The organism is Actinoallomurus acaciae (genome assembly GCF_042429965.1).
Classification (GTDB): Bacteria; Actinomycetota; Actinomycetes; order Streptosporangiales; family Streptosporangiaceae; genus Actinoallomurus; species Actinoallomurus acaciae.
The window spans coordinates 1-19,445 of record NZ_JBHLZP010000106.1 but is presented as its reverse complement, the minus strand read 5'-3'; the positions used below and the strand labels follow the sequence as shown (position 1 = coordinate 19,445).

Annotated in this window: 22 protein-coding genes, 1 tRNA gene and 1 pseudogene; 9 read left to right on the top strand and 15 right to left on the bottom strand. The window is 67.0% G+C overall.

Annotated features, from left to right (window positions below; all coding sequences use genetic code 11):
- Nucleotides 1–211 (bottom strand): DoxX-related protein (locus ACFFNX_RS16660; RefSeq protein ID WP_378202208.1); only part of this gene is annotated, 211 nt, incomplete at its 3' end.
- Between the two features lie 69 nt (nucleotides 212–280).
- Nucleotides 281–3,031 carry a lectin gene (locus ACFFNX_RS16655; protein ID WP_378202205.1) on the bottom strand — a complete coding sequence of 917 codons (2,751 nt, stop codon included), beginning with the start codon at nucleotides 3,029–3,031 and terminating at the stop codon, nucleotides 281–283.
- A 174-nt stretch (nucleotides 3,032–3,205) separates the two neighbouring features.
- On the opposite strand from ACFFNX_RS16655, the gene ACFFNX_RS16650 reads away from it, so the two are divergent.
- From ACFFNX_RS16650 to ACFFNX_RS16635, 4 genes are all read left to right on the top strand, one after another.
- Nucleotides 3,206–4,054, top strand: a complete 849-nt coding sequence (locus ACFFNX_RS16650; RefSeq protein ID WP_378202202.1) for a PSP1 domain-containing protein — start codon at nucleotides 3,206–3,208, stop codon at nucleotides 4,052–4,054.
- A gap of 2 nt (nucleotides 4,055–4,056) precedes the next feature.
- Nucleotides 4,057–5,628, top strand: coding sequence for an alpha/beta hydrolase (locus tag ACFFNX_RS16645; protein WP_378202199.1), 1,572 nt, complete (start codon nucleotides 4,057–4,059; stop codon nucleotides 5,626–5,628).
- A gap of 66 nt (nucleotides 5,629–5,694) precedes the next feature.
- A tRNA-Thr gene (locus ACFFNX_RS16640) sits at nucleotides 5,695–5,767 on the top strand.
- 120 nt (nucleotides 5,768–5,887) lie between these two features.
- Entirely contained in the window at nucleotides 5,888–6,301 is a 414-nt protein-coding gene (locus ACFFNX_RS16635) for a hypothetical protein (protein WP_378202196.1), read from the top strand.
- 32 nt (nucleotides 6,302–6,333) lie between these two features.
- Here the strand turns inward: ACFFNX_RS16635 and ACFFNX_RS16630 are convergent, their stop codons facing one another.
- The 8 genes from ACFFNX_RS16630 to ACFFNX_RS16595 all read right to left on the bottom strand — a co-directional run bounded on the left by ACFFNX_RS16630 (nucleotide 6,334) and on the right by ACFFNX_RS16595 (nucleotide 12,281).
- A complete protein-coding gene (locus ACFFNX_RS16630) occupies nucleotides 6,334–7,569 on the bottom strand; it encodes a site-specific integrase (RefSeq protein WP_378202193.1) in 1,236 nt (411 codons plus the stop codon).
- Nucleotides 7,569–7,748: a helix-turn-helix domain-containing protein gene (locus tag ACFFNX_RS16625; protein WP_378202189.1), complete on the bottom strand. Its 180-nt coding sequence runs from the start codon at nucleotides 7,746–7,748 to the stop codon at nucleotides 7,569–7,571. The genes ACFFNX_RS16630 and ACFFNX_RS16625 overlap by 1 nt, the downstream gene beginning before the upstream one ends.
- Nucleotides 7,745–9,133: a replication initiator gene (locus ACFFNX_RS16620; protein ID WP_378202186.1), complete on the bottom strand. Its 1,389-nt coding sequence runs from the start codon at nucleotides 9,131–9,133 to the stop codon at nucleotides 7,745–7,747. The genes ACFFNX_RS16625 and ACFFNX_RS16620 overlap by 4 nt, the downstream gene beginning before the upstream one ends.
- Nucleotides 9,134–9,331: 198 nt before the next feature.
- Nucleotides 9,332–9,670 (bottom strand): hypothetical protein, encoded by a 339-nt coding sequence (locus ACFFNX_RS16615; protein WP_378202183.1) that lies wholly within the window; start codon nucleotides 9,668–9,670, stop codon nucleotides 9,332–9,334.
- An 11-nt stretch (nucleotides 9,671–9,681) separates the two neighbouring features.
- Complete coding sequence (locus ACFFNX_RS16610) at nucleotides 9,682–10,254, bottom strand: DUF2637 domain-containing protein (RefSeq protein WP_378202211.1); 573 nt, start codon at nucleotides 10,252–10,254, stop codon at nucleotides 9,682–9,684.
- Nucleotides 10,255–10,298: 44 nt separating this feature from the next.
- Nucleotides 10,299–10,520 (bottom strand): hypothetical protein, encoded by a 222-nt coding sequence (locus tag ACFFNX_RS16605; protein WP_378202180.1) that lies wholly within the window; start codon nucleotides 10,518–10,520, stop codon nucleotides 10,299–10,301.
- Between the two features lie 173 nt (nucleotides 10,521–10,693).
- On the bottom strand, nucleotides 10,694–11,923 hold the full coding sequence (locus tag ACFFNX_RS16600) for an FtsK/SpoIIIE domain-containing protein (RefSeq protein ID WP_378202177.1): 1,230 nt from the start codon (nucleotides 11,921–11,923) through the stop codon (nucleotides 10,694–10,696).
- 13 nt (nucleotides 11,924–11,936) lie between these two features.
- Nucleotides 11,937–12,281 (bottom strand): SCO3933 family regulatory protein, encoded by a 345-nt coding sequence (locus ACFFNX_RS16595; RefSeq protein ID WP_378202174.1) that lies wholly within the window; start codon nucleotides 12,279–12,281, stop codon nucleotides 11,937–11,939.
- Nucleotides 12,282–12,425: 144 nt separating this feature from the next.
- Between ACFFNX_RS16595 and ACFFNX_RS16590 the strand changes: the two genes are divergently transcribed.
- Nucleotides 12,426–12,809: a GntR family transcriptional regulator gene (locus ACFFNX_RS16590; RefSeq protein WP_378202171.1), complete on the top strand. Its 384-nt coding sequence runs from the start codon at nucleotides 12,426–12,428 to the stop codon at nucleotides 12,807–12,809.
- Between the two features lie 67 nt (nucleotides 12,810–12,876).
- Here ACFFNX_RS16590 and ACFFNX_RS16585 read toward each other — a convergent pair whose 3' ends face one another.
- From ACFFNX_RS16585 to ACFFNX_RS16570, 4 genes are all read right to left on the bottom strand, one after another.
- On the bottom strand, nucleotides 12,877–13,254 hold the full coding sequence (locus ACFFNX_RS16585; protein WP_378202169.1) for a helix-turn-helix domain-containing protein: 378 nt from the start codon (nucleotides 13,252–13,254) through the stop codon (nucleotides 12,877–12,879).
- 142 nt (nucleotides 13,255–13,396) lie between these two features.
- On the bottom strand, nucleotides 13,397–13,834 hold the full coding sequence (locus ACFFNX_RS16580; RefSeq protein ID WP_378202166.1) for an ATP-binding protein: 438 nt from the start codon (nucleotides 13,832–13,834) through the stop codon (nucleotides 13,397–13,399).
- Nucleotides 13,831–14,046, bottom strand: a complete 216-nt coding sequence (locus tag ACFFNX_RS16575) for a hypothetical protein (RefSeq protein WP_378202163.1) — start codon at nucleotides 14,044–14,046, stop codon at nucleotides 13,831–13,833. Before ACFFNX_RS16575 ends, ACFFNX_RS16580 begins: the two co-directional genes overlap by 4 nt.
- Nucleotides 14,043–14,306 (bottom strand): hypothetical protein, encoded by a 264-nt coding sequence (locus ACFFNX_RS16570; protein WP_378202160.1) that lies wholly within the window; start codon nucleotides 14,304–14,306, stop codon nucleotides 14,043–14,045. The genes ACFFNX_RS16575 and ACFFNX_RS16570 overlap by 4 nt, the downstream gene beginning before the upstream one ends.
- 474 nt (nucleotides 14,307–14,780) lie before the next feature.
- Here ACFFNX_RS16570 and ACFFNX_RS16565 point away from each other — a divergent pair, with 474 nt between their 5' ends.
- From ACFFNX_RS16565 to ACFFNX_RS16550, 4 genes are all read left to right on the top strand, one after another.
- On the top strand, nucleotides 14,781–15,662 hold the full coding sequence (locus ACFFNX_RS16565; protein WP_378202157.1) for a hypothetical protein: 882 nt from the start codon (nucleotides 14,781–14,783) through the stop codon (nucleotides 15,660–15,662).
- Nucleotides 15,649–15,783, top strand: a complete 135-nt coding sequence (locus ACFFNX_RS16560) for a hypothetical protein (protein WP_378202154.1) — start codon at nucleotides 15,649–15,651, stop codon at nucleotides 15,781–15,783. The genes ACFFNX_RS16565 and ACFFNX_RS16560 overlap by 14 nt, the downstream gene beginning before the upstream one ends.
- A gap of 74 nt (nucleotides 15,784–15,857) precedes the next feature.
- The gene (locus ACFFNX_RS16555) at nucleotides 15,858–16,814 is read left to right on the top strand and encodes a hypothetical protein (RefSeq protein WP_378202151.1); all 957 of its coding nucleotides are present in this window, start codon (nucleotides 15,858–15,860) and stop codon (nucleotides 16,812–16,814) included.
- A gap of 993 nt (nucleotides 16,815–17,807) precedes the next feature.
- The gene (locus ACFFNX_RS16550; RefSeq protein ID WP_378202148.1) at nucleotides 17,808–18,617 is read left to right on the top strand and encodes a DUF6551 family protein; all 810 of its coding nucleotides are present in this window, start codon (nucleotides 17,808–17,810) and stop codon (nucleotides 18,615–18,617) included.
- 193 nt (nucleotides 18,618–18,810) lie between these two features.
- Here ACFFNX_RS16550 and ACFFNX_RS16545 read toward each other — a convergent pair.
- Nucleotides 18,811–19,362 (bottom strand): annotated as a pseudogene (locus ACFFNX_RS16545) (IS630 family transposase); the annotation flags it as partial.
- Between the last annotated feature and the right edge of the window lie 83 nt (nucleotides 19,363–19,445).

Below are 19,445 nucleotides of genomic sequence, written 5' to 3'. Positions count from 1 at the left end.
GGCCCGCGAGCGCGCCCGCCCGGCGCGTGCGCGGAACGGCGATCGCCGCGGCGCAGGCCAACTCGGCCACGCCGCTCGCGTACGTCCAGGTGCGCGGGCTGCCCGGCAGCCGGGACGGGATGATCGCGTCGTACGGGCGGGGGCGGAGGAAGTGGGTCACACCGGAGCCGGCGAGCAGCGCCGCGAGTCCGAGTACGGAGCGGGATGTCATGGTCGTTCACGTTATCCCGGTGGGCCGTCCAGGGCGCCGCTGCGGCCCTGGACGACCCTCTCGGGGGGATCAGTTCGGCAGCGTCCACTGCTGGGCGGCGCTTCCGTTGCAGTCATAGATCTGCAACTGGGTGCCGTCCGTGGTGCTGCTGTTCGGATCGTCCAGGCATCTGCCGGACTCGGGGTTGGTCAGCGACCTGGCAGTCGCGTTGTAGGTCCACTGCTGCGCGCCGGAGCCGTTGCACTGGTACAGCTGGACCTTCGTGCCGTTCGCCGTGCCGCTGGTGGTCACGTCGAGGCACTTGCCGAACGCGGTCAGCGTCCCGTCACCGGGCACCGTCCACTTCTGGGCGTTGGTGCCGTTGCAGGTGTAGATCTGCACCGGCGTGCTGTCGGCGGCCGAGCTGTTCTTCACGTCGACGCACTTGCCGGCGATCCCGGAGGTGATCGGCCCGGTGTGCGTCGTGGACCCGCCCGACCCGGCGTACGACGGCGGCGCCGAGGAGGCCGCGGTCGCCCACGAGGTGTTCGCCGTGGTCCCGAGCGTGAAGTTCAGCGTGCCGCCGCCGGTCACCGACGACGGAGGCAGGTAGGCGTTGTTCCAGTTCGAGCCGTTCCACGTCGCACTCTGCACGTACGGGGCGTCGGTCGCGGCCTGCGGGGCGTTGATCGTCAGCTTGTTCCCGGTGCTGAGCGTGATCACGACCTGGGTGAACAGCGGGCTGCCCAGCGCCAGGTCGGCCGTGCCGGGCGTCTCGGGGAAGATCCCCATCGCCGACCAGACGTACCAGGCGCTCATCGTGCCCAGGTCGTCGTTGCCGACGCCCCAGCCGGTGGGGGAGTCCGGCCACAGCTGGTTCTGCACGTTGCGGATGACCGACTGGGTCTTCCACGGCTGCCCGACGTAGTCGTACTCCCAGGGCAGTTCGATGCTCGGCTCGTTGCCGAGGTCGGCGTGGTCGCCGCCGCTGCCGTTGTACGCGCCGAGCACGTGGTCGAGGTAGGAGACCATGCCGGAGTCGCCGCCCTTGGCGTCGGCCAGGCCGCGTACGTTGAACGGCACCATGCCGGTGTACTGCCACGACGTGCCCTCGACCATGTTGTCGCCGCTCGTCGGGGAGAAACCGCCGGTCCACGCGCCACTGGCGATCTTCGGCTGCATGAAGCCGCTGGAGGTGTTGAGCAGGTTCTTCCAGTCCTGCGCCCGGTTCACGAACTTCTGCTGGTTCGTGGTGTCGCCGAGCGCGCCCGCGAAGGCGCCCAGGGCGAAGTCCGCCGTGTTGTACTCCAGCGTCGTCGAGACCGAGCCGTAGAAGTTGCAGCAGCCGTAGGAGCCGTCGCTGGGCAGGTAGCCGAGACTGTCGAGGTAGTTCAGGCCGGGCCGGTCGTTGTTGGCGACCGTCGCCTCGTGGATCATCGCACTCTTGGCCGCGGCGGTGTCGAAGCTCCGGCCGCCGAAGGCGTAGATGTCGGCGATGATCGCGTCGGCCGGGTCGCCGACCATGACGTAGGACTCGCCGTTGGCCTGCGCCCACTTGGGCAGCCGCGTGCTCTGGGCGTAGTCGTTGACCGCCGACTGGGCCACGTCACTGGCCTGCGACGGCGCGATCATGCCGATGAGCTGCGCCTGACTGCGATAGATGTCCCAGCCCGAGTAGTTCGCGTACTGGGCGTGGCCCGAGGCGACCGTGTGCACGGCGTTGTCGAAGCCCATGTACTGCCCGTTCGTGTCGCTGAACACGTTCGGGTGCAGCAGTGCGTGGTAGAGCGAGGTGTAGAAGACGTGCTGCTGCGCGGTGGTGCCGCCGGAGGTCTGGATCTTGCCGAGCGCGTCGTTCCAGGCGTTGTGGGCGGCGGTGCGTTTGGCGTCGAAGCCGAAGTCCGGCACCTCGGCGTCCCGGTTGGCCTTGGCGTTCGCGTCCGAGGTGAAGGAGACGCCGATCCGGGCGTTCACGACGTGGTTCGTCGTGGTGTTGAACGTCAGGTACCCCCCGTTCGGATCGGCCAGCGGCGCGGCCTGGGCCTGCTCGGAGCCGTGCAGGGTGGGGCGGCCCGGCTGCTCGGCGGCGTTCTTGGCGGCCCGCTTGGGCGTGGTGGTCGCGGCCGACTTCGCCGAGGTCGTACGGGCACCGGCCTTGACGGTGGAGGCCAGCCACGTACCCGTGGTGAACGGCTGGTCGAACACGACCGAGAAGTGCAGCGTGTAGGTGTTGCCGGCGCCGCAGAAGTGGCCACTCGTCACCGAGCCGACGACCTCCGTGCTGCTCACCGCGCTCCAGGAGTTCGCGTAGTCGCCGTTCTGGCTGCCGGTGAGTTTGAACAGCAGGTTCGCCTGGGTCGTGGCGGGGAAGGTGAACCGGCCGATCCCGCCGCGTGTGGTGGTGGTCAACTCGGTCTTGACCCCGTTGCCGAGGGTCACGCCGTAGTAGCCGGGCGAGGCGGACTCGTCCGCGTGCGAGTAAGAGGAGCCGGCCGAGCCCGGGTTACTGATCGCGCCGGTGGTCGGCATGATCGGTACGTCGCCGTACGCCCCGCAGCCCGGTCCGGACATGTGGGTGAGGCTGAACCCGGTGATCGTGGAACTGCCGTAGGTGTAGCCGCCGCCCTGCGCGCGGGAGGAGGTGTCGGGGCTCCACTGGAGCATGCCGAACGGCACGTCGGCGCCGGGGAAGTCGTTCGCCGCGTTGGCCGTGCCGATGAGGGGGTTGACGAGGGAGGCGGGGTCGGAGACGGCGGCGGAGGCCGCCTGAGCGGGGGCGATTAACGCGGCGAGCAGCGTGCCGGCGGACACGAGCGGGCCGAGGAGACGGGGGAGTGCCATGCGTCGGCGCCCTTTCGCGGAGGGGAGACAGGGCCGATGACAACGTTGTCAGATCACTCGTACGCCGCAGTGGAAGCCCAGTCAAGCCATCTGTCACCACCCGGCCATACGACCGTTTGATGGTGGTTCGGGGGCGCGTAGGCTGACCGAAAAGTCGACGGGACGGAGCGAAGCATGGGCATGATGATGGCCGTCAGCTTCACACGCTACGGACGTCTGTACTACCTCGACCCCGGTCCGTACAGCCCGAAGGTCGGCGACAGGGTGCTTGTGCCCACCGACTCCGGCCCCGAGGTGGCCGAGTGCATCTGGGCCCCGCAGTACGTCTCCGAGGATGTCCAGGGCCTGCCGGTCTGCGAGGGCATCGCCGGCGAGGAGCACCTGGCCCGCGACGAGGCGAACCGCCGCCGGCGCGCCGAGTCGCGCTCGATCGCCAAGAAGCTGATCCGCAAGCACGAGCTGCCGATGAAGGTGATCGGCGTCGACTACCTCGACCAGGACAACGTCTACCGCGTCTACTTCTCCGCGCCGCACCGCGTCGACTTCCGCGCGCTCGTACGCGACCTGGCGCGCTCGATGAAGGCCCGGGTCGAACTGCGCCAGGTCGGCCCGCGCGACGAGGCCCGGCTGCAGGGCGGCATCGGCCCGTGCGGGCGCGACCTGTGCTGCGCGACGTTCCTCAAGGACTTCGAGCCGGTGTCGGTCCGCATGGCCAAGGAACAGGACCTGCCGGTGAACCCGCTGCGCATCGCCGGCGCCTGCGGACGCCTCATGTGCTGCCTGAAGTACGAGCACCCGCTGTACGTCGAGGCCCACGAGCGCATGCCGAGGCTCGGCGAGCGCGTGGGCACGCCGGCCGGCAACGGGCAGGTCGTCGGGCGCAACGTGCCCTCGGATACGGTGAACGTGCGCCTCGACGGCGGACGCAAGTGCGCCTGCCCGGTGGCGTCGGTCTGCTCACCGCGTCGCCAGCATGATGATCACTACGGCGACAATCAGGATGACTCGCCGAACGCTGGGTAACGATGCTGTGGCAGTCCGCGAGCGTAGGCTGCCAGGGAGAACTCATCGGCGACAAGAACGGTAACGGCGTGAAAAAGTTCCGTACGGTGACCGGTCTGGCCGTGGCGGCCTTCGTCGCGGCGGCATGCACGGGCACCCCGAATTCCAAGGCGGCACCATCGCCGTCGCCGAAGGGCATGGCGCGGTACTACGCCCAGCGCGTGTCCTGGCACGACTGCGGTGGCGGCTTCCAGTGCGGAACGCTCCACATGCCGCTCGACTACGCCCACCCGGACGGCGAGCGCATCACGATGTCGGTCATCCGGCTGCCCGCCGAAGGCCAGCGCAAGGGCTCACTCCTGATCAACCCGGGCGGCCCGGGCGGCTCGGGCGTCGACTTCGTCCGCGACGGCGCCCGCCAGTTCGGCGCCGACCTGCGCAAGAACTTCGACCTCGTCGGCTTCGACCCGCGCGGCGTCAACCAGACCAAGCCGGCGGTCCGCTGCCTGACGAGCAAGGAACTCGACCGCTTCTTCGCCACCGACACCTCCCCGGACAACGCGGCGGAGGTCAACGACCTGGTCAAGGTCAGCAAGGGCTGGGCCGACGACTGCAAGACCCGCATCCCGTCCCTGCTCCCGTACGTCGGCACGATCAACGCCGCCAAGGACATGGACCTCCTCCGCGCCGCCGTCGGCGACCAGGGGATGACCTACTACGGCGCCTCGTACGGCACGTACCTGGGCGCGTACTACGCCGACCTGTTTCCCAGGCGCGTACGGGCGATGGTCCTGGACGGCGCGATCGACCCGAAGCTGTCCGGCGACGCGGTCAACATCGAACAGGCCAAGGGCTTCGACACGGCCGTCCACGCATTCGCCGCCGACTGCGTGAAGGCCAACGACTGCCCGCTCGGCAACGGCTCGGCCCACTCGGCGCTCACGAGACTCCAGCGGTTCTTCGCCCAGACGGACAAGAAACCACTGAAGAACGGCCTGGGCGACGGCCGCGTGGTGGACGAGTCCCTGGTCGAACTGGGCGTCGCCTCCGCGCTGTACAACAAGCAGACCTGGCCGATCCTGCGCCTCGCCCTCAAGAGCGGCATGGAACAGGGAGACGGCACGACCCTGCTGCGCCTGGGCGACCTGCTGGTCGAACGCAACAAGGACGGCTCGTACTCCAACCAGAGCGAGGCCAACATGGCCGTCAACTGCGTGGACAAGCCGTACTCCCACTCCCTGGCGTCGTGGAAGGACCAGGCCGCCAAGGCGAAGAAGGCCGCCCCGATCTTCGGCCAGTTCGTGGTGTGGGGCACGCTGCCCTGCGGCTACTGGCCGGTCCAGAGCCACGAACAGCCCCGACCGCTACACGCACACGGCTCAAAGCCGATCCTGGTCGTGGGCACGACCCGCGACCCGGCAACCCCGTACAAGTGGGCCCAGAGCCTGGCGTCCGAACTGAACGCGGGCACGTTGCTGAGCCTGGACGGCGACGGCCACACCGCCTACCTGCAGGGCAACCCATGCATCAGCAGCGCGGTGGACCGCTACCTGATCAACGGAACCACGCCGAAGAAGAACACGATGTGCCACTAGTCACCGATGCACGAGGAGTGCCTGAGACCCGGTAGACTCGACGGGCGTCGCACTGCGGTGCGACAAGCCGCCTTAGCTCAGTCGGCAGAGCGATTCACTCGTAATGAATAGGTCATCGGTTCGATTCCGATAGGCGGCTCCCAGCTCAAAGGCCCCTTCCAGTCATGGAAGGGGCCTTTTTGCTAACGCCTTTGCTAACACCGGCGCCTGAAAGCTGTCTCGTCATGAAGGCGTCTGCGGATCGTGCCATGATCGGTTCGTGCCGAGCTGGGATGAGTTGAGCCATGAAGAGCAGTGCCTCATGGTCAACGCGCGAGAGCATGACCTGCTGCCGAGCGTGATGTGGGACTGGCGCACTTACCTGGACGTCGCTGATCGGTTGGCTCGGTACGGCGAGCTTGCTGACGCTCTGATCCTGTTGGTCGATGGGGGTTTGATCGAGGTCCGTCGACTATTCGTTGACGACAACCGCAACAACCGGTACGAGGTCATCTCGCGCGACCACCTACCCGACGCTCTCGCTGACCCCGCAGTTTGGGAGTACACCGACCACAGTTGGACCCACCGGGACGAAGGCCTTGCCATCGTCGAAACGCCCGCCGGGCAGCAGTTGTCTTGCACGGATCGATCTGGTGTACCAGACCCTCAAAGCTCGAATCCATACCTCAAGTAGCCCGGCCGGCCGCCGTCGGTAAGAGACATCAACTAGACGGCCTTCACCGCCTGAGCGAAGACGTCGGCGGCGGCTGTCTCGGCGGATCGGATCACGTGGGCGTAGACCCTGAGCGTGATGGCCGGGTCGCCGTGGCCGAGTCTCGCGGCGACGACGTGGACGGGGACGCCGGCCAGGAGCAGCGTCGTGGCGTGGATGTGGCGCAGGTCGTGCAGTCGCGCGTACGGGAGTGGGTCGGCCGGTGGCTTCCCGTTCTTCGGGTGGTTGTGGGCCTTGATGAGCTTGCGGGGGAGCGCCGTCACGGTGTCCGGGTAGATCGGGTTGCCCCAGGCCGTGGTGAAGACGTGGCCGTTCTTCTCGCCGCGCCATGAGTCGCCGGCGGCGAGCTTGTCGACTGTCTGAGCCCGGTGGTGCTCCCTCAAGACTTTGACCGTCTCGTCGTCGATGCTGACGACGCGCTTCCTCCCGCTCTTGGTCGTGCCTTCGAGCCGCTCACCCTCGACCACACCGGCCGAGCCCGTGATGGTGATCTGCTTGCCGTCCAGATCGACATCGGACCAGCGGAGATTGAGCAGTTCACCGCGTCGTGCGCCGGTGTACGCGGCGACGTGGAAGAACGCGAACAGGCGGTGACTGCGCGCGGTGTCGAGGAAGCTCCGGAGCTGGGCAGGAGTCCAGACGGTGCCTGGCTCTGCCAGGTGGACGCGCGGTCGCTTGGCACGCTCGACGGGTGAGCTGTCGATGAGCTGGTCGACCACTACGGCGTCACGGAAGGCACGGCGAAGGATCGCGTGGGTGTGGACCACGGTGGACACGGCGAGAGGCTTGCCGTTGCGCCCGCCGCCTTTCAACAGATCCCGGTACAGCTTCGTGATGGCGGACGGGCGAACGGCTTGGACCTGGAGGCCGCCGATGTACGGGTTGACGTATAGGCGGATGCCCTTGCGGTAGTCCTCCAGCGTCCTCGGCTTGATCTCCATGGCGTGGCTGTCCAGCCACTGGTCGAGGTAGTCGGCGACGGTGATCTCGTTGCGGTCGATGTACGTGCCGCGACAGGCTTTGACTCGTGCCTCGTCGCGGGCGGCCTTCGCCTCGTCTTCGGTGGCGAACCCACCGACCCACCGCGGCTTGCTCACGCCGGTCTCGGGGTCCTTGACGCGGATGACGTAGGACCAGGTGTTGCCGCGTTTCATGACGCCGTCGCGGAGCTTGGGCTTGCTCTCCTTGGCGGGCTTGCGGTTGTTCGGCTCGTTGGGGTTCGTGGTCATCAGGCGGCCTCTTCCATGAGCTGGTCGATGTAGGAGGTGAGTGCGCGGTGAGGGATGCGGCGCGATCCGTCGATGCGGAGTGAGGCGATGGCGCCGGCCTTGATGAGCTCGTAGAGCTTGCTGCGTGAGATGCCGAGCGCTGCGGCGGCTTCGGGCACGGTGAGCAGGAGCTTTGTCACGCGGCGAGCCCCTCCGCTGGTGCGGTCACGGGTAGTCGAGTGGCCGTGATGGCAGCGGCGAGTAGTGCTTCACCGTTGGTCAGGCCCTGGCCGACGTAGGCCCAGTGAGAGGTGACCAGGACGGTGTCGTCGTCGAAGGGCAGGCGCCCCGTGCTGACGGGGCGTTCAGCGCGTTGGTACTCGGCGCGAGCGGCGCGGAGGGCAGCGAGGGTTGTGGAGTACGCGCGGCTTTTGGTCGAGAAGTGGCCGCGGAAGCCGAGCATGTGGGCCCAGGCCGTCAGCCGCAGATCTTCCAACTCCGGCAGCCCGCCGAGTCGCAGGCACTCGGTGATCAGACGCCGGGCGTGGGGTCGGATGTCGAGTTGGTCGAGGTCGTCGGTTGGTCTGACGCGGCGGTCGAGGGTGCCGACGCATTCGGCGGCTTTGGTGGCGTACTTGGCGATGTAGCCGGCTACCGCCTGTTCGGTCAGGTCTCCGTTCGTGGTGATGGTCCGCAAGTCGACTTGCGGACCCCAGGCCAGCGTCCGTGCGGGCAGCTCGGCGGCTTCTGGGGTAGTGACGACGACGTGCTGTGCGGCTTCGGTGATCGCCTCGGTGAGGTGGGTCAGCGTCGCCCAGGCGGGCGGCGTCGTGGTTGGTCCGTCGGGTCCGTCGAGGCGGATGATGGCGTGGAAGTGGACGATGCCGCGTCGTTGGTATTCGGCGACTTTGGCGAAGGAGACCTTGAGCACCTGGCCGAGTTCCTTGACGGTCAGGCCGCAGTCGCGGGCCAGGACGCGGCGCAGCCGGATGGTGAATCGCCGCCACAGCTCCGGCGCGAGAGCGTTGAACAGGACCGAGCCGGTGTGGTCGTAGCAGTCCGGACAGATCGGCTCACCCAGGCGTGGGTCGTCGGCGCTGTGGCGTTCGTTGCAGGCCAGTGGTCGTCCGTGCTGGCACGTGCCGCCCTTGCGACGTGGACGGCAGCGCAGTACCTGGCCGCTCTTTTCACACCGGCTGTGGACGGCCCCGAAGGACGGTGCGGTGAGAGTGAGAAAGATCGCCGGGTGTTCGGCGACCTCTGCGGGGACGCCTTTGCCGCCAACCAGGCCCGCGCGGATGAGCTGGTAGGTGTCGGCCCGGTAGGTCTCCGCGCACGACGGGCAGCGCGACGCGCGGCGGGTTTTGCAGGCGAGGCGCAGGACGCCGCCGGGTTCGTTCGTGGTGGTGTAGCGGTGGAGGAGGGTTCCGTTGAGCGGGTCGCGGTATTCGACCTTGCCGCGCAGGTGGACGGGTTGTGCGCATCCTCCCGTGCGGCGGATCTGAGCGGCCCAGCGGTGGTAGTTCGGGTCGTTGTAGCGGGCGATCATGCCGTTGACGGCGTGTCGGTCGATGTGGTTGGGCAAGATGGGCGGGTCCTCTCGCAGTGGTGATGCGTATGGGATGGCCCCCGACGTGGCGGACGGCTTGGCGGTTGTGCGGCCACGCCGGGGGCACTTCAGCGGGTCAGCAAAACCCGAGGCCTTCGCAGTGGCCGCAGGTGTCGCCGTAGCTGTCCAGGCCGGTGCCGCCGCAGGTGCAGCACTGGTAGCGCTTGGGTTCGATCACGCTGCCTCGCGGTCGGGGACGACCGATTCGGCGTAGGACTGTCCGGCTCGGTGGACCGCCATGACGGCGGTGGGGATCGCGACGTAGCGGTAGTCGACCGGGCCGAAGGAGCGCACGGCCTTGTAGTGACCACCGCGGGCGGTCTGATCGCGGACCGCGACGCCGAGCAGGGCGGCGACACGGTCGACCTCGGCGAATGCCTCTTTGTCGGTGCCGCGAGCGTGCACCAGGACTTCGGTGCTGAATCGCGGTACCGGTACGGCCGGGTTAGCGTCGAGGAAGTCGGCTAGGGCGTACAGACCGCCGATGAGGTCGGTTCGGTGTGTTGTGGACATGGGTCCCCCCATTAGGTGGTGCGGATCTGGCGGAGTAGGTCGGAGGCGAGCTGGTTGGACACGCCCAGCCGGGCGCGCAGCGCATCCCGGGTGATCGGGCGGTCGTGGCGGGTCTGGTGTTCGTCGGCGATACGGCGGGCGTAGGCGACTAAGGGCTCGGCCGGTGCGTGTGGTGGCTCGTCCTGGGCGAGGACGGGTCCGTCCTGTGTCCGGCCGAAGGACGGCGGGACCGGGGACGGTGCGGGACGAGGACCCGAAGATCGGCGTTCGAGCATGGAGACCGCGACCAGGAACGCCCCGCACGGGGTAGCCGCTGTCAGCCAGCCCCAGACGGTCGAGTCGGCTTGGGCCAGGTTGGCGGCCAGCGAGAGCAGCACGCCGCCTGCCAGGACCAGCGAAGGCCAGGACACCCGTCGGGTGGTGCGGTGGGTGCGCCTGTCGCGTTGGCGTTCGCGGGCGGCCATGACGCAGGTCAGGTCGATGCACACGGCGATGGCCCAGGCCATGGGTCCGTGCTGGCCGTGTTCGTTGGCGGTGTCGCGGATGTGGGTGAACGAGCCTGCTCCGGCGATGCCGGCCAGCATGGCGACCGGCCCGGAGTCGACCGCCCTCGCGATTGCCTTCCGGCTCACGCTGCGGTCCCGGACAGGACGGTGGCGAGAAGTGCCACCAGTTCGGGGTCGCAACGGTGTCCGTCGGCCCACTCGGTGGCCTGGTCCAGGCGGTGGGCGGTGGCGGTCTCAAAACAGCGCTCGCACGCGGCGACGTACAGCGCGCGGGCCTGGTCCCATTCGACCGACATCAGGACGAGCGCAGGACGGTGGGGACGCAGTGGAATCACTTTGGTCATGGCGATCACCTCGGTTTCGGGCATGCGTCGGGTAGGGACCTGGCGCGGTAGCGCCGGTGGATCAGGTGGGAGTTATGCGGCCTTGAGCGGTGCGGCCTCGACGCCGACCAGGTCGGTCCACTTGGGCGCGAGGGTCGCGTACTGACGGGCGGCGTCCTCGGCGTCTTCCTCACTCACGTAGACGGAGCGGGCGCGGTGCCAGGTGCCGTCTTGTCCGGCGATGATGGCGACGCCGGGTGTCTCGGCGGCGATGGCGCGTGCCGCGTCGAGGGCGTCGGGGTCCATATCGCCGAGGTCATGTTGGCGGTCTCGGGATCGTTGACGCGGTGGCAGATCCTCCCCGACAGTTGCGAGCGCAGCGCGGTCACGCCAGGTCCAAGGTCGGAGCCGATGCGCTGCCCGCAGACGATCAGGTAGACGGCGAACGCTCGCCCGAGCTGTGCCACCCGCAACAGGGCGGTGGCGGTCTTGGCGATCTCGTCCTTCTCACTCTTGTCGGCCATCAGGAACAGCTCGGCGACCTCGTCCACCAGGACCACGATCGGCACTGGACGGGCGTGCTCGGGCAGCTTCCAGACGTTGCGCGCGCCCGCCTCACGACAGATCCGCATCCGGCCGGTCAGCACGTCCACGAGGTCATCGAGCAGCGCGACGCACTCGGTCCGCGTCCGTGCCAGCGCGGACAGACGAGGCGCGTACGGCGTGAACTCCACCCCTCCCTTGAGGTCGAAGCCGACGATCGCGACCGGTTGGGGCGCGAGGCCCTTGATGATGGCGTTGGCCAGGTTCGACTTGCCGGACTGTGTCGCACCCGCGTTCAGCCAGTGCGGCACCGTGCGGAAGTCGATTACCCAGTCGCGGCCGTTCTCCAGCCGGCCCGGTCGTACGGTCAGCAGCTCACCGGTCTCCGGAGCTATGTCGACCTCGCTGAGCGGGTCCCGCATGGTCGCCAGCAGCGTCACCACCCCAGGCTTGGAGTCGACTACCCGCACGGCGTGGACCCGCCAGGCGTGCGCGAGTCGTTCGGCCACCTTGGCGTAGTCGTCCGGGAGCTGGCCGTCGTGCAGGTGAATGCGAACCCGCCATCCCAGCGCGGTCGGCCGCAGCAGACCGAGGCGCGGCGCGCGGTCGATGTCGACCCGCCGGACGCGCCGCCGCTCGTGGATCACTGCGGAAGCCGTACGCAGCCCCGGTACGGCCTCCAGCGACAGGCGCCAGGCACGGCGGCGTCGGGTGAGCGTGCAGCCGTACGAGACGTGCCGCCAGGTCAGGTAGACCCGCGCTGCTCTGAGCGGAAAGGCGACCGCGTACCAGTACGACCGTGGATGCCGGCGGCGCCAGGCCCAGGCCCCGGCCGCCGTAGCGGCCAGGAACCCGAGCGTGGCGTACATCGTGTTCGTCACCGTGTCCCCTGTCTCAGGCGGCGGCCGGGAGATCGGAGGCGGTGAACGAGGCGGCGCGGTAGGAGATGCCCCATCGGGTCTCACCGCCGCGGGTCTGCTGCCAGGCGAATCCGATCAGCCCGTGCGGCTGTACGACCTGGCCCACGTTCAGGTCGGGATCGCCCGAGACGTTGACGTTGATCAGCTCGACCCGCCCCGAGTCGTTCTCGGACACGGACAGGCCGACCTGGAAGACGGTCCGGCCCTGCTTGTCGACCTTGACCTCACCGGTGTCCTTGTCCACCAGTCGCGGACGGGGTGCGGAGACGCAGACGAAGGTGAGCTTCGTGGTATCGACCGGGATCGGGATGGTGCGCATGTGTGCTTCGTCCTCCGATGACAGGCGCCTTGTTAGCGCCATCTAGCTACCTAGGATAGCTAGTGAAGGCCGTACTTCAAGCAGGTGAGACCGGCGTGTCCTATGCACCTAGGCGACCTAGATTGACGGCGTACACTAGGCGGCATGGGAAATCCCCGGCCTGTCGACCGCCGCAAGCAGTACGTCCGCATCGCCGACGAACTCCGCCAGGACATCGCCTCTGGCCGGTACGCGGTGGGAGAGCCGCTCCCGTCTGTCGCTGAACTGGCGGCACGGTTCGGCGTCGCAAAGATGACCATCAGCAACGCGGTCGCCGCCCTACGCGATGAGGGGCTCGTCCAGACTCGCCAAGGCAGCCCGAGTGTCGTTCTGACCACGCCTGCGGAGGCCGACGAGGGGGTGCAGGGGCCGAGCGAGGAGTTCCAGATCATCTCCGCTCAGCTCCAGGAGATGAGAGACGCGATCAAGAACCTGTCCGCCCGTATGGACGATCTGAACGAGCGCACCAAGCACCTCGGTGACGCCTGAGACTGTTCGCGACAGCGAAAGGGCCCGCCGCGGCTTGCGCGGTCAGGCCCTGTTCTGTGCATGAGTGTCAGGTTCTGTCCTCGTCATAGATGTGTGCGTAAGTACCGCCGCGGTTTCGCAGGGTCACGTGTTTGCGGAGGAGGCGGCGCATCGCGCCGTAGCTGTAGTCGAATTTTTCGGCGACCTTGCGGATGCTCCAACCTTGGTCGTACAGCCGGGCCGCGTCCTCGGCGATCTGCTGTTCGTTCTCGTGGGGCCTCGATTCGTCGGCCACTAACCGCCGGATGTCGGCGCGGCTGTAGCGGCGATGTCCGCCAGGCGTACGCAGGGCGGTCAGCTTGCCCTCGCGTGCCCACCGGGCGATCGTCGTCGTACGGACACCGAACAACTCGGCGACCTCGCGCGGCTTGAGCAGGTCGTCACGTTCGGGTGATACGTCGTGCATGGGAGACCTTGATCTTCGTGATGGTTCCTGGGATGGTCCCGACCCTGAGCTGGGGGTTCCAGTGGTCGTCCCGGTTTCGGGGGACACCGGTGAGGAGCACCGCATACTCAGGGCCGGGAGTTCGTGACAGGCGACCCCTGCCTCACGTCCGCAGAGGCGAGGACTGGGCCGCTGGAGTTCCGATGAGGGACCAGACGGTCTTGCCGCCGGTTGCCTCCGAGCGCCAGCCCCAGTCCTTCGAACAGGCCTCGACCAGCAGCAGGCCGCGTCCGTCGACCCGGTCGAAGGAACGCTGCTGGCGTTCGGGGCAGGCTTCGCTGCTGTCGGACACCTCGATCAGGACGGCCCCGTCCCGCCGGGACAGCGTGAGGTGGAAGACCTCGCCGACCTTCACGGCGTTGGCGACGAGTTCGACCGCGACCAGCAAGGCATCCTCGGCGATGGCGTTCAAACCCCAGCCGGCCAGCGCGAGCCGTGTCAGGATGCGGGCCTGTTCGGCGGCGATCGGATGCGGGGGCAGTGGGAACCGGTATCGACGCTCCCGCTCGGTGTCCGGGGCCGTCCCCATGGTGCCGGTCATGCCGGCCGCACCAGACGAACGGGCGAACGCAGGGCGACCCGTTCGATGACCTCGCCCGCCCGCCGGTGCAAGGCTTCAAGCTGTATGGCGATCTCGGTGAGTTCGTCGGCGAGTTCGCCGAGTTCGGCGAGCAGGATCTGACGCTCATGCTCGGTGAGTGCCATCGGCTTTTTCATCGGGGAACCACCGGCCTGGCCATCGCGGGCGTTCACAGGCATCCCTCCGCACGCAGGTACGCCTTGATCTGCTCGGCCGCCCCGGGCGGGTCGCTGACCGGATGGTGGTTGAGGCCGCTGTCCCACACGTAACGCTTCCTATCGGGGATGACGACGTAGATGTACGCACCGGGGGTGGAGGTCCGTACGGCCAGGCCGGGATAGCTGTCGCGCATCTCCGAGCCGACCCCGATCGCTTGCAGTTCCTTGCACAGCTCGGCCAGAGCGCGTAGCTCCGGCCCGACATCCCAGCCCAACGTCTGCCTCCCCGTTCGGTGAAGACAGGACCGATGACACGGGACCACGGGGACCCTGCTTCCCATCGGGGAAAAGTGGGAAGTCCAGAGGGGCCACCGGCTCACACCGTGTCACCGGTCCTGCCGCTTCTTATGGGGTACGACCCTGCCGACCTGCGGTGTCACGTATCGATACCGTTCCACTCCCGTTTGAGACTTTCCGTGCTCACCTGGTCTCGTTCCGTGTTACTTTCGGCGAACATCCAGGCCAGAGGGAGGGCAGGCGGTGACCATAACACTGGTACGTCTCAAGGCCGTGCTCTGCCAGCGGCACCTGCAGGCACACAACGGCTTCTGCCGGGAGTACGACAGAGTCGCCCGCACGATCGACCCCGACCTGGTTGGCACTGGCCCAGTCGCGCCCAGTTCCACCGCTGGCTGTCCGGGGAACTGAAGGGACTCCCGCACCCGCACCACTGCCGCGTCTTAGAGAAGATGTGCGTCGGCTACACGGCCGCCCAACTGTTCGAACCGGACGAGCCGCTCGAGCCGGCCCCGGCGGAGGAGACCCGCGCCGAAGACAGCGGCCTGTTCGATGTGATCGAGCAACGCATCGACCGGCCGGCGTCGATCGGCGTCGAGTGGGGGCCTGATCACCAGGCAGAAGGAAGCCGCTCGTACGCGGGCCTGTCCGCTGGCATGGCCACCGATGTCAGCGAGAGCATCCAGCGTCTGGGACAACGGTTGCTGAAGCTGAAGAAGGTCCAGCGTCTCAGCGACCGCGACATCAGCCAGTTCGCCCACCTGGCGGGTCACATCATCGACTTAGACCTGCGCATCGACATCGAGATCAGCGCCGACGGCGCCGCCCGCCTGACCTATCGCTACGAAGTACTGAACATGACCGACCGGCCGCTGACACGGCTGTCGCGGGATGTGTGGTTCCAGTACACGAGCGGCAAACTGACCATCCACCCGCTGACCGAAGGCACGCGCCGCGTTGCCATCCAGCGAGTGCATGACGCGCCGAATCTGGCGAAGTTCGCCTGCCAGCTTTCCCCGGCGATTCAGCCGGGGGAGTCGGCAGTCGTCGGCTACACGTGTGAGGGCGGCCGGTTCGAAGACGCCCTGTACTGGCGGCAGGCGATCGCGCGCTACACGCGTCACTTCACGATCAACCTGCGGCACGGTGAGGCAGGGGGCTTGATCAGTTGCTCGGCCGTCGAGGAACATGAGGACGGTTCGGAGAACTCCGCCACCGAGGAACTGATCTGGGACGACGAAGGAGACGACGTCATCATCACCCTCACCCGTGACTACCTGCGCCCCAACCAATCGGTCACTCTGCGCTGGACGGTCACCCGTGAGCACACGTGACGCCGTCGAGACCGCCCTGCGCGCCTGGAACGCGGACGAACTCAGCCGCAGAGCCGCCGCCGCAGTCGACTTCGGCTTCCACCCGGAAGCCGGCCCCCGCCGGCCCCGGTCGACCGCCTGACAACGCTGTACCGTCTGGAAGAGCTCGCCCAGCAGACCGACGAGCCCGCCGTCCTCCAGCGGATCGGCGCGGACATGGCGTATCTGCGGGCCTTGCTGGGCGAACGCCAGAACCTGGACGCCTACGCGCATGCGACGCAGGGATGTCCTGCGGCCGGATGGCCTGCTGAGTACGTGACCGCCAAGGGCGAACTGGCCCGCCGATGCGTCGAGGCCCTCGGCGTCGAGTGGGGAACCACCACCGCGGAAGACCTCGCCGAGTCCGAGGGCCGCGTCGACGCCGAAGCCGCCCCGGACGCCATCCGCCAGGCCGCTGAGGACTACGAGCCCGCCATACGTGAAGTGACCGGCTCTGACGCGCCGTACGAGCTGACGATCGAGAAGACGGTCGTGGACGCGTACTGGGCCTACTGGCTCGACGGCGCTGGCTCACGCGTCCGGCTACGCCTGAACATGCCGAACGCGACCTTCACCAAGGTCCAAGCCCGCCAGTTCGCGCTACACGAGGTCCTCGGCCACGGCCTCCAAGGCGCGAGCATCTCCGCCCACTGCGCCACCGAAGACGTCCCATGGGTACGCCTGTCATCCGTCCACGGACCGCAACAGGTGCTGCTGGAGGGCTTGGCCCAGGCCTTTCCCCTGTTCATCACACCGGAGGATAAGGCCCTGACCACACGCGTCCGCCTCGACCACTACCTCCAACTCGTCCGCTCCGAACTCCACCTGATGATCAACGCAGGCTCGCCGGTGGAGAAGTGCACAGACCACGCCCGCATACGCGTGCCGTGGTGGACCAACCGACAAATCGCCGGGATGCTGACCGACCGCAGCGCCGACCCACTCCTACGCACCTACATGTGGGCCTACGCCGCAGGCATCGACTGGTTCACTAACCTCGTCGACACAGACCAGGCCGTGATCCGGCAGGTGCTCCAAGCTTCCTTCCACGCACCACTCACCCCCGTCGAACTCCACAGGCTCTGGCCCCAAGGCCCAGCGATCGGAGGCCCAGGCACCACCGCACCCACCTGACGCCGAGTCCCAACCTCGGCCCACTCCGCCGATCGGTGAGTAGTTTCTCCACGTCTTCAAGGGCGCCCGCAAGCGGGCGCCGGGCGGCCACGCCCGGCTCTGCGCGCCGGGCATGCGGCCTGTTCCGTCCGGTCCCGGCGCGCAGCCCGGCCACGGCCGCCCAACATGCATGAGTGCGCGCGGTAAGCACGGAAGCAAGCGATACCGGACAGCGTGATTCTCGTCGCACTGTCGGGCCAGATCCTGTCCATCGACGCCAACGGCCACGCACGCCTCATGAGGATGGAGCACCATCTCCAGAGCGGTCGATCACCTTAGGTAGCCGCAAAAACCATATGAGTCACCAGCGGCTCGCTGCGATCAAAGGCGGCCTCTCGCCGGAGTACTCCACTGTGGCGTTCGTCGTTACCTCTTTGTTATCAAGCCAGCGCTCGGTACCTGGATAGGGATTGACCTGGAAGATTATATTTTTTGTCGTATTTGTCTCGCGCCTGCACCAAGAGATGTCACAGATTCTGCTTGTGTCAGGGTAAAGCCCGTGGCTAGAGTGCGAGCACGGGCCTGAGCGGTGTTGAGCGTCGACACAGGACGGCCTCCGGGGTAGGAAATCATCCTGATAGGCCGCCAGACATGAAACTCAAGTCCTGGAAACTCTGGGGCGCTGTTACTGCAGCAGGGGCGGCAATTGCCGTCAACTTCGCTACCGAGTGGAAGTACAACGCGTGGGTGTGGGCTGCGGCGCTCGTCCTGTGGGTACTGGCAGCATGCCTGGATTATATGGCTATCCAAGGTGAAAATCCTGGCCATGGAGGGCAGCAGGCTCCGCTGGCCTTGCACTGGGAGGAGCGGAACGGTAACGCCCGCCGAATGGTGTCAACCACGAGCGAGAAGGTCGCCACTGAATTCCTCAAGCGCGTCCCTCCTCCGCTGGACCCACCCCACGATCCCTCAAGCCCCAACCCCAGTCGACCTTGATACGGAGGTCTTGCCCCCATGGCCAAATCCCAGTTCCACTACGAGCTTCCGGACCACCGCGTCGAGTACGGCGTCGAGGTTGAGCTCGACTCACTCAAGATCGATGAAGACGCGCAGCGCGGGCTCAACGAGAAACGAGCGAAGAGCATCGCCAACGGGCTGATCGTAGACGCGCTCGGCTCGATCGTGGTTTCCGAGCGCGCCGACGGCAACCGGTACGTTGTCGACGGCATGCACCGAACCGAGGCCTGCAAGCTCAGGGGACTTCGGACGATCAAGGCAGAAGTCCACTACGGCCTCAGTCAGCAGCAGGAAGCAACTCTCTTCCTCATCAAGAATCGGGAGTCTGCGAAGGTCGGCACGCTGGATCAGTACAGGGTCGGCCTGACCGCTGGAGACGCGCTCTGCGTGAGCGTCGATCGAGTGCTCAGAAGTCATAATCTCCGTCTCGGGTCCAGCTCGACGAACAGCGTGGGCGCGGTTTCGGCTGTGCTCCGCATCACAAGGCAGTATGGGCCGGAGATCCTGCACCGAACTCTGACGGTGGTCCAGGCGGCCTGGGGAAGAGACAAGGAGTCTTGGGACGGCGTGATCCTGGGGGGCGTTGCGATGTTCCTCCACCGTCACGGCTCCAGCGTCGATGACGAAGAACTCGCCAAGAAGATGCTCAAGCGGGGCCTGGCGGCGCGCTGGCGCTCCGAAGCTCTGACACGAGCTTCGAACGGTGGCTACAACAACAGTGGCACTGGGTCACGAGAGAGCCAGTGCTACCAAATGGTCGTCGAAAGCTGGAACAAGGGGCGAACCGCCGCTAACCGCGTCGGCTAGCGCTCAAGACGATCGCCGTGGGTGGTCACCGTCTCGTCGTATTCTGGGGCGATCGGCTGACGCGCCGCTTCCGGTCCTCGGGCCGTGGCCGGCCCTGCCGTCCAGGTCAGATTGTCCTCTCCCTACATGGCTCTCAGGACAACGAGAAACCGGGCATCGAATTAGGCTCGATGCCCGGTTTCCTGCTGCCTAGCTAGTGTCCTGCGCCGGGAATCCGATCAAGATATGATGCGAGGCGTTCGAGGATCTCATCTGCGGTCTTGGTCCAGACGAAGGGTTTGGGGTCGTCGTTCCAGGCCTTGATCCAGGCGCGGATGTCGTTCTCCAGGGCGCGCAGGCTCTTGTGCACGCCGCGCCGCGGTTTCTGGTCGGTCAGCAGACCGAACCATCGCTCGACCTGGTTGAGCCAGGAGGAGTAGGTCGGTGTGAAGTGCATGTGGAAGCGGAGATGGGCGTCCAGCCACTTCACAACGGTCGGGTGCTTGTGGGTGGTGTAGTTGTCACAGATCAGATGGACGTCCAACTCGGCCGGGACTTTCTTGTCGATCTTGGCCAGGAACTTCTTGAATTCGGTGGCCCGGTGCCGGCGGTGGATCGAGCCGATGATCTGGCCACTGGCCACATCGAGCGCGGCGAACAAGATGGTGATGCCGTTCCTGACGTAGTCGTGCGTTCGGCGCTCGGGTATGCCGGGCATCATCGGCAACACCGGCGCGGACCGATCTAGCGCCTGGATCTGGGATTTCGTGCGTCACGAGGCGCTGATCGATCGAGTGGGGGTGAAAGACCACCATCGCTGTCTTGTCGCAGCAAGGCGGTGAAGCTGAG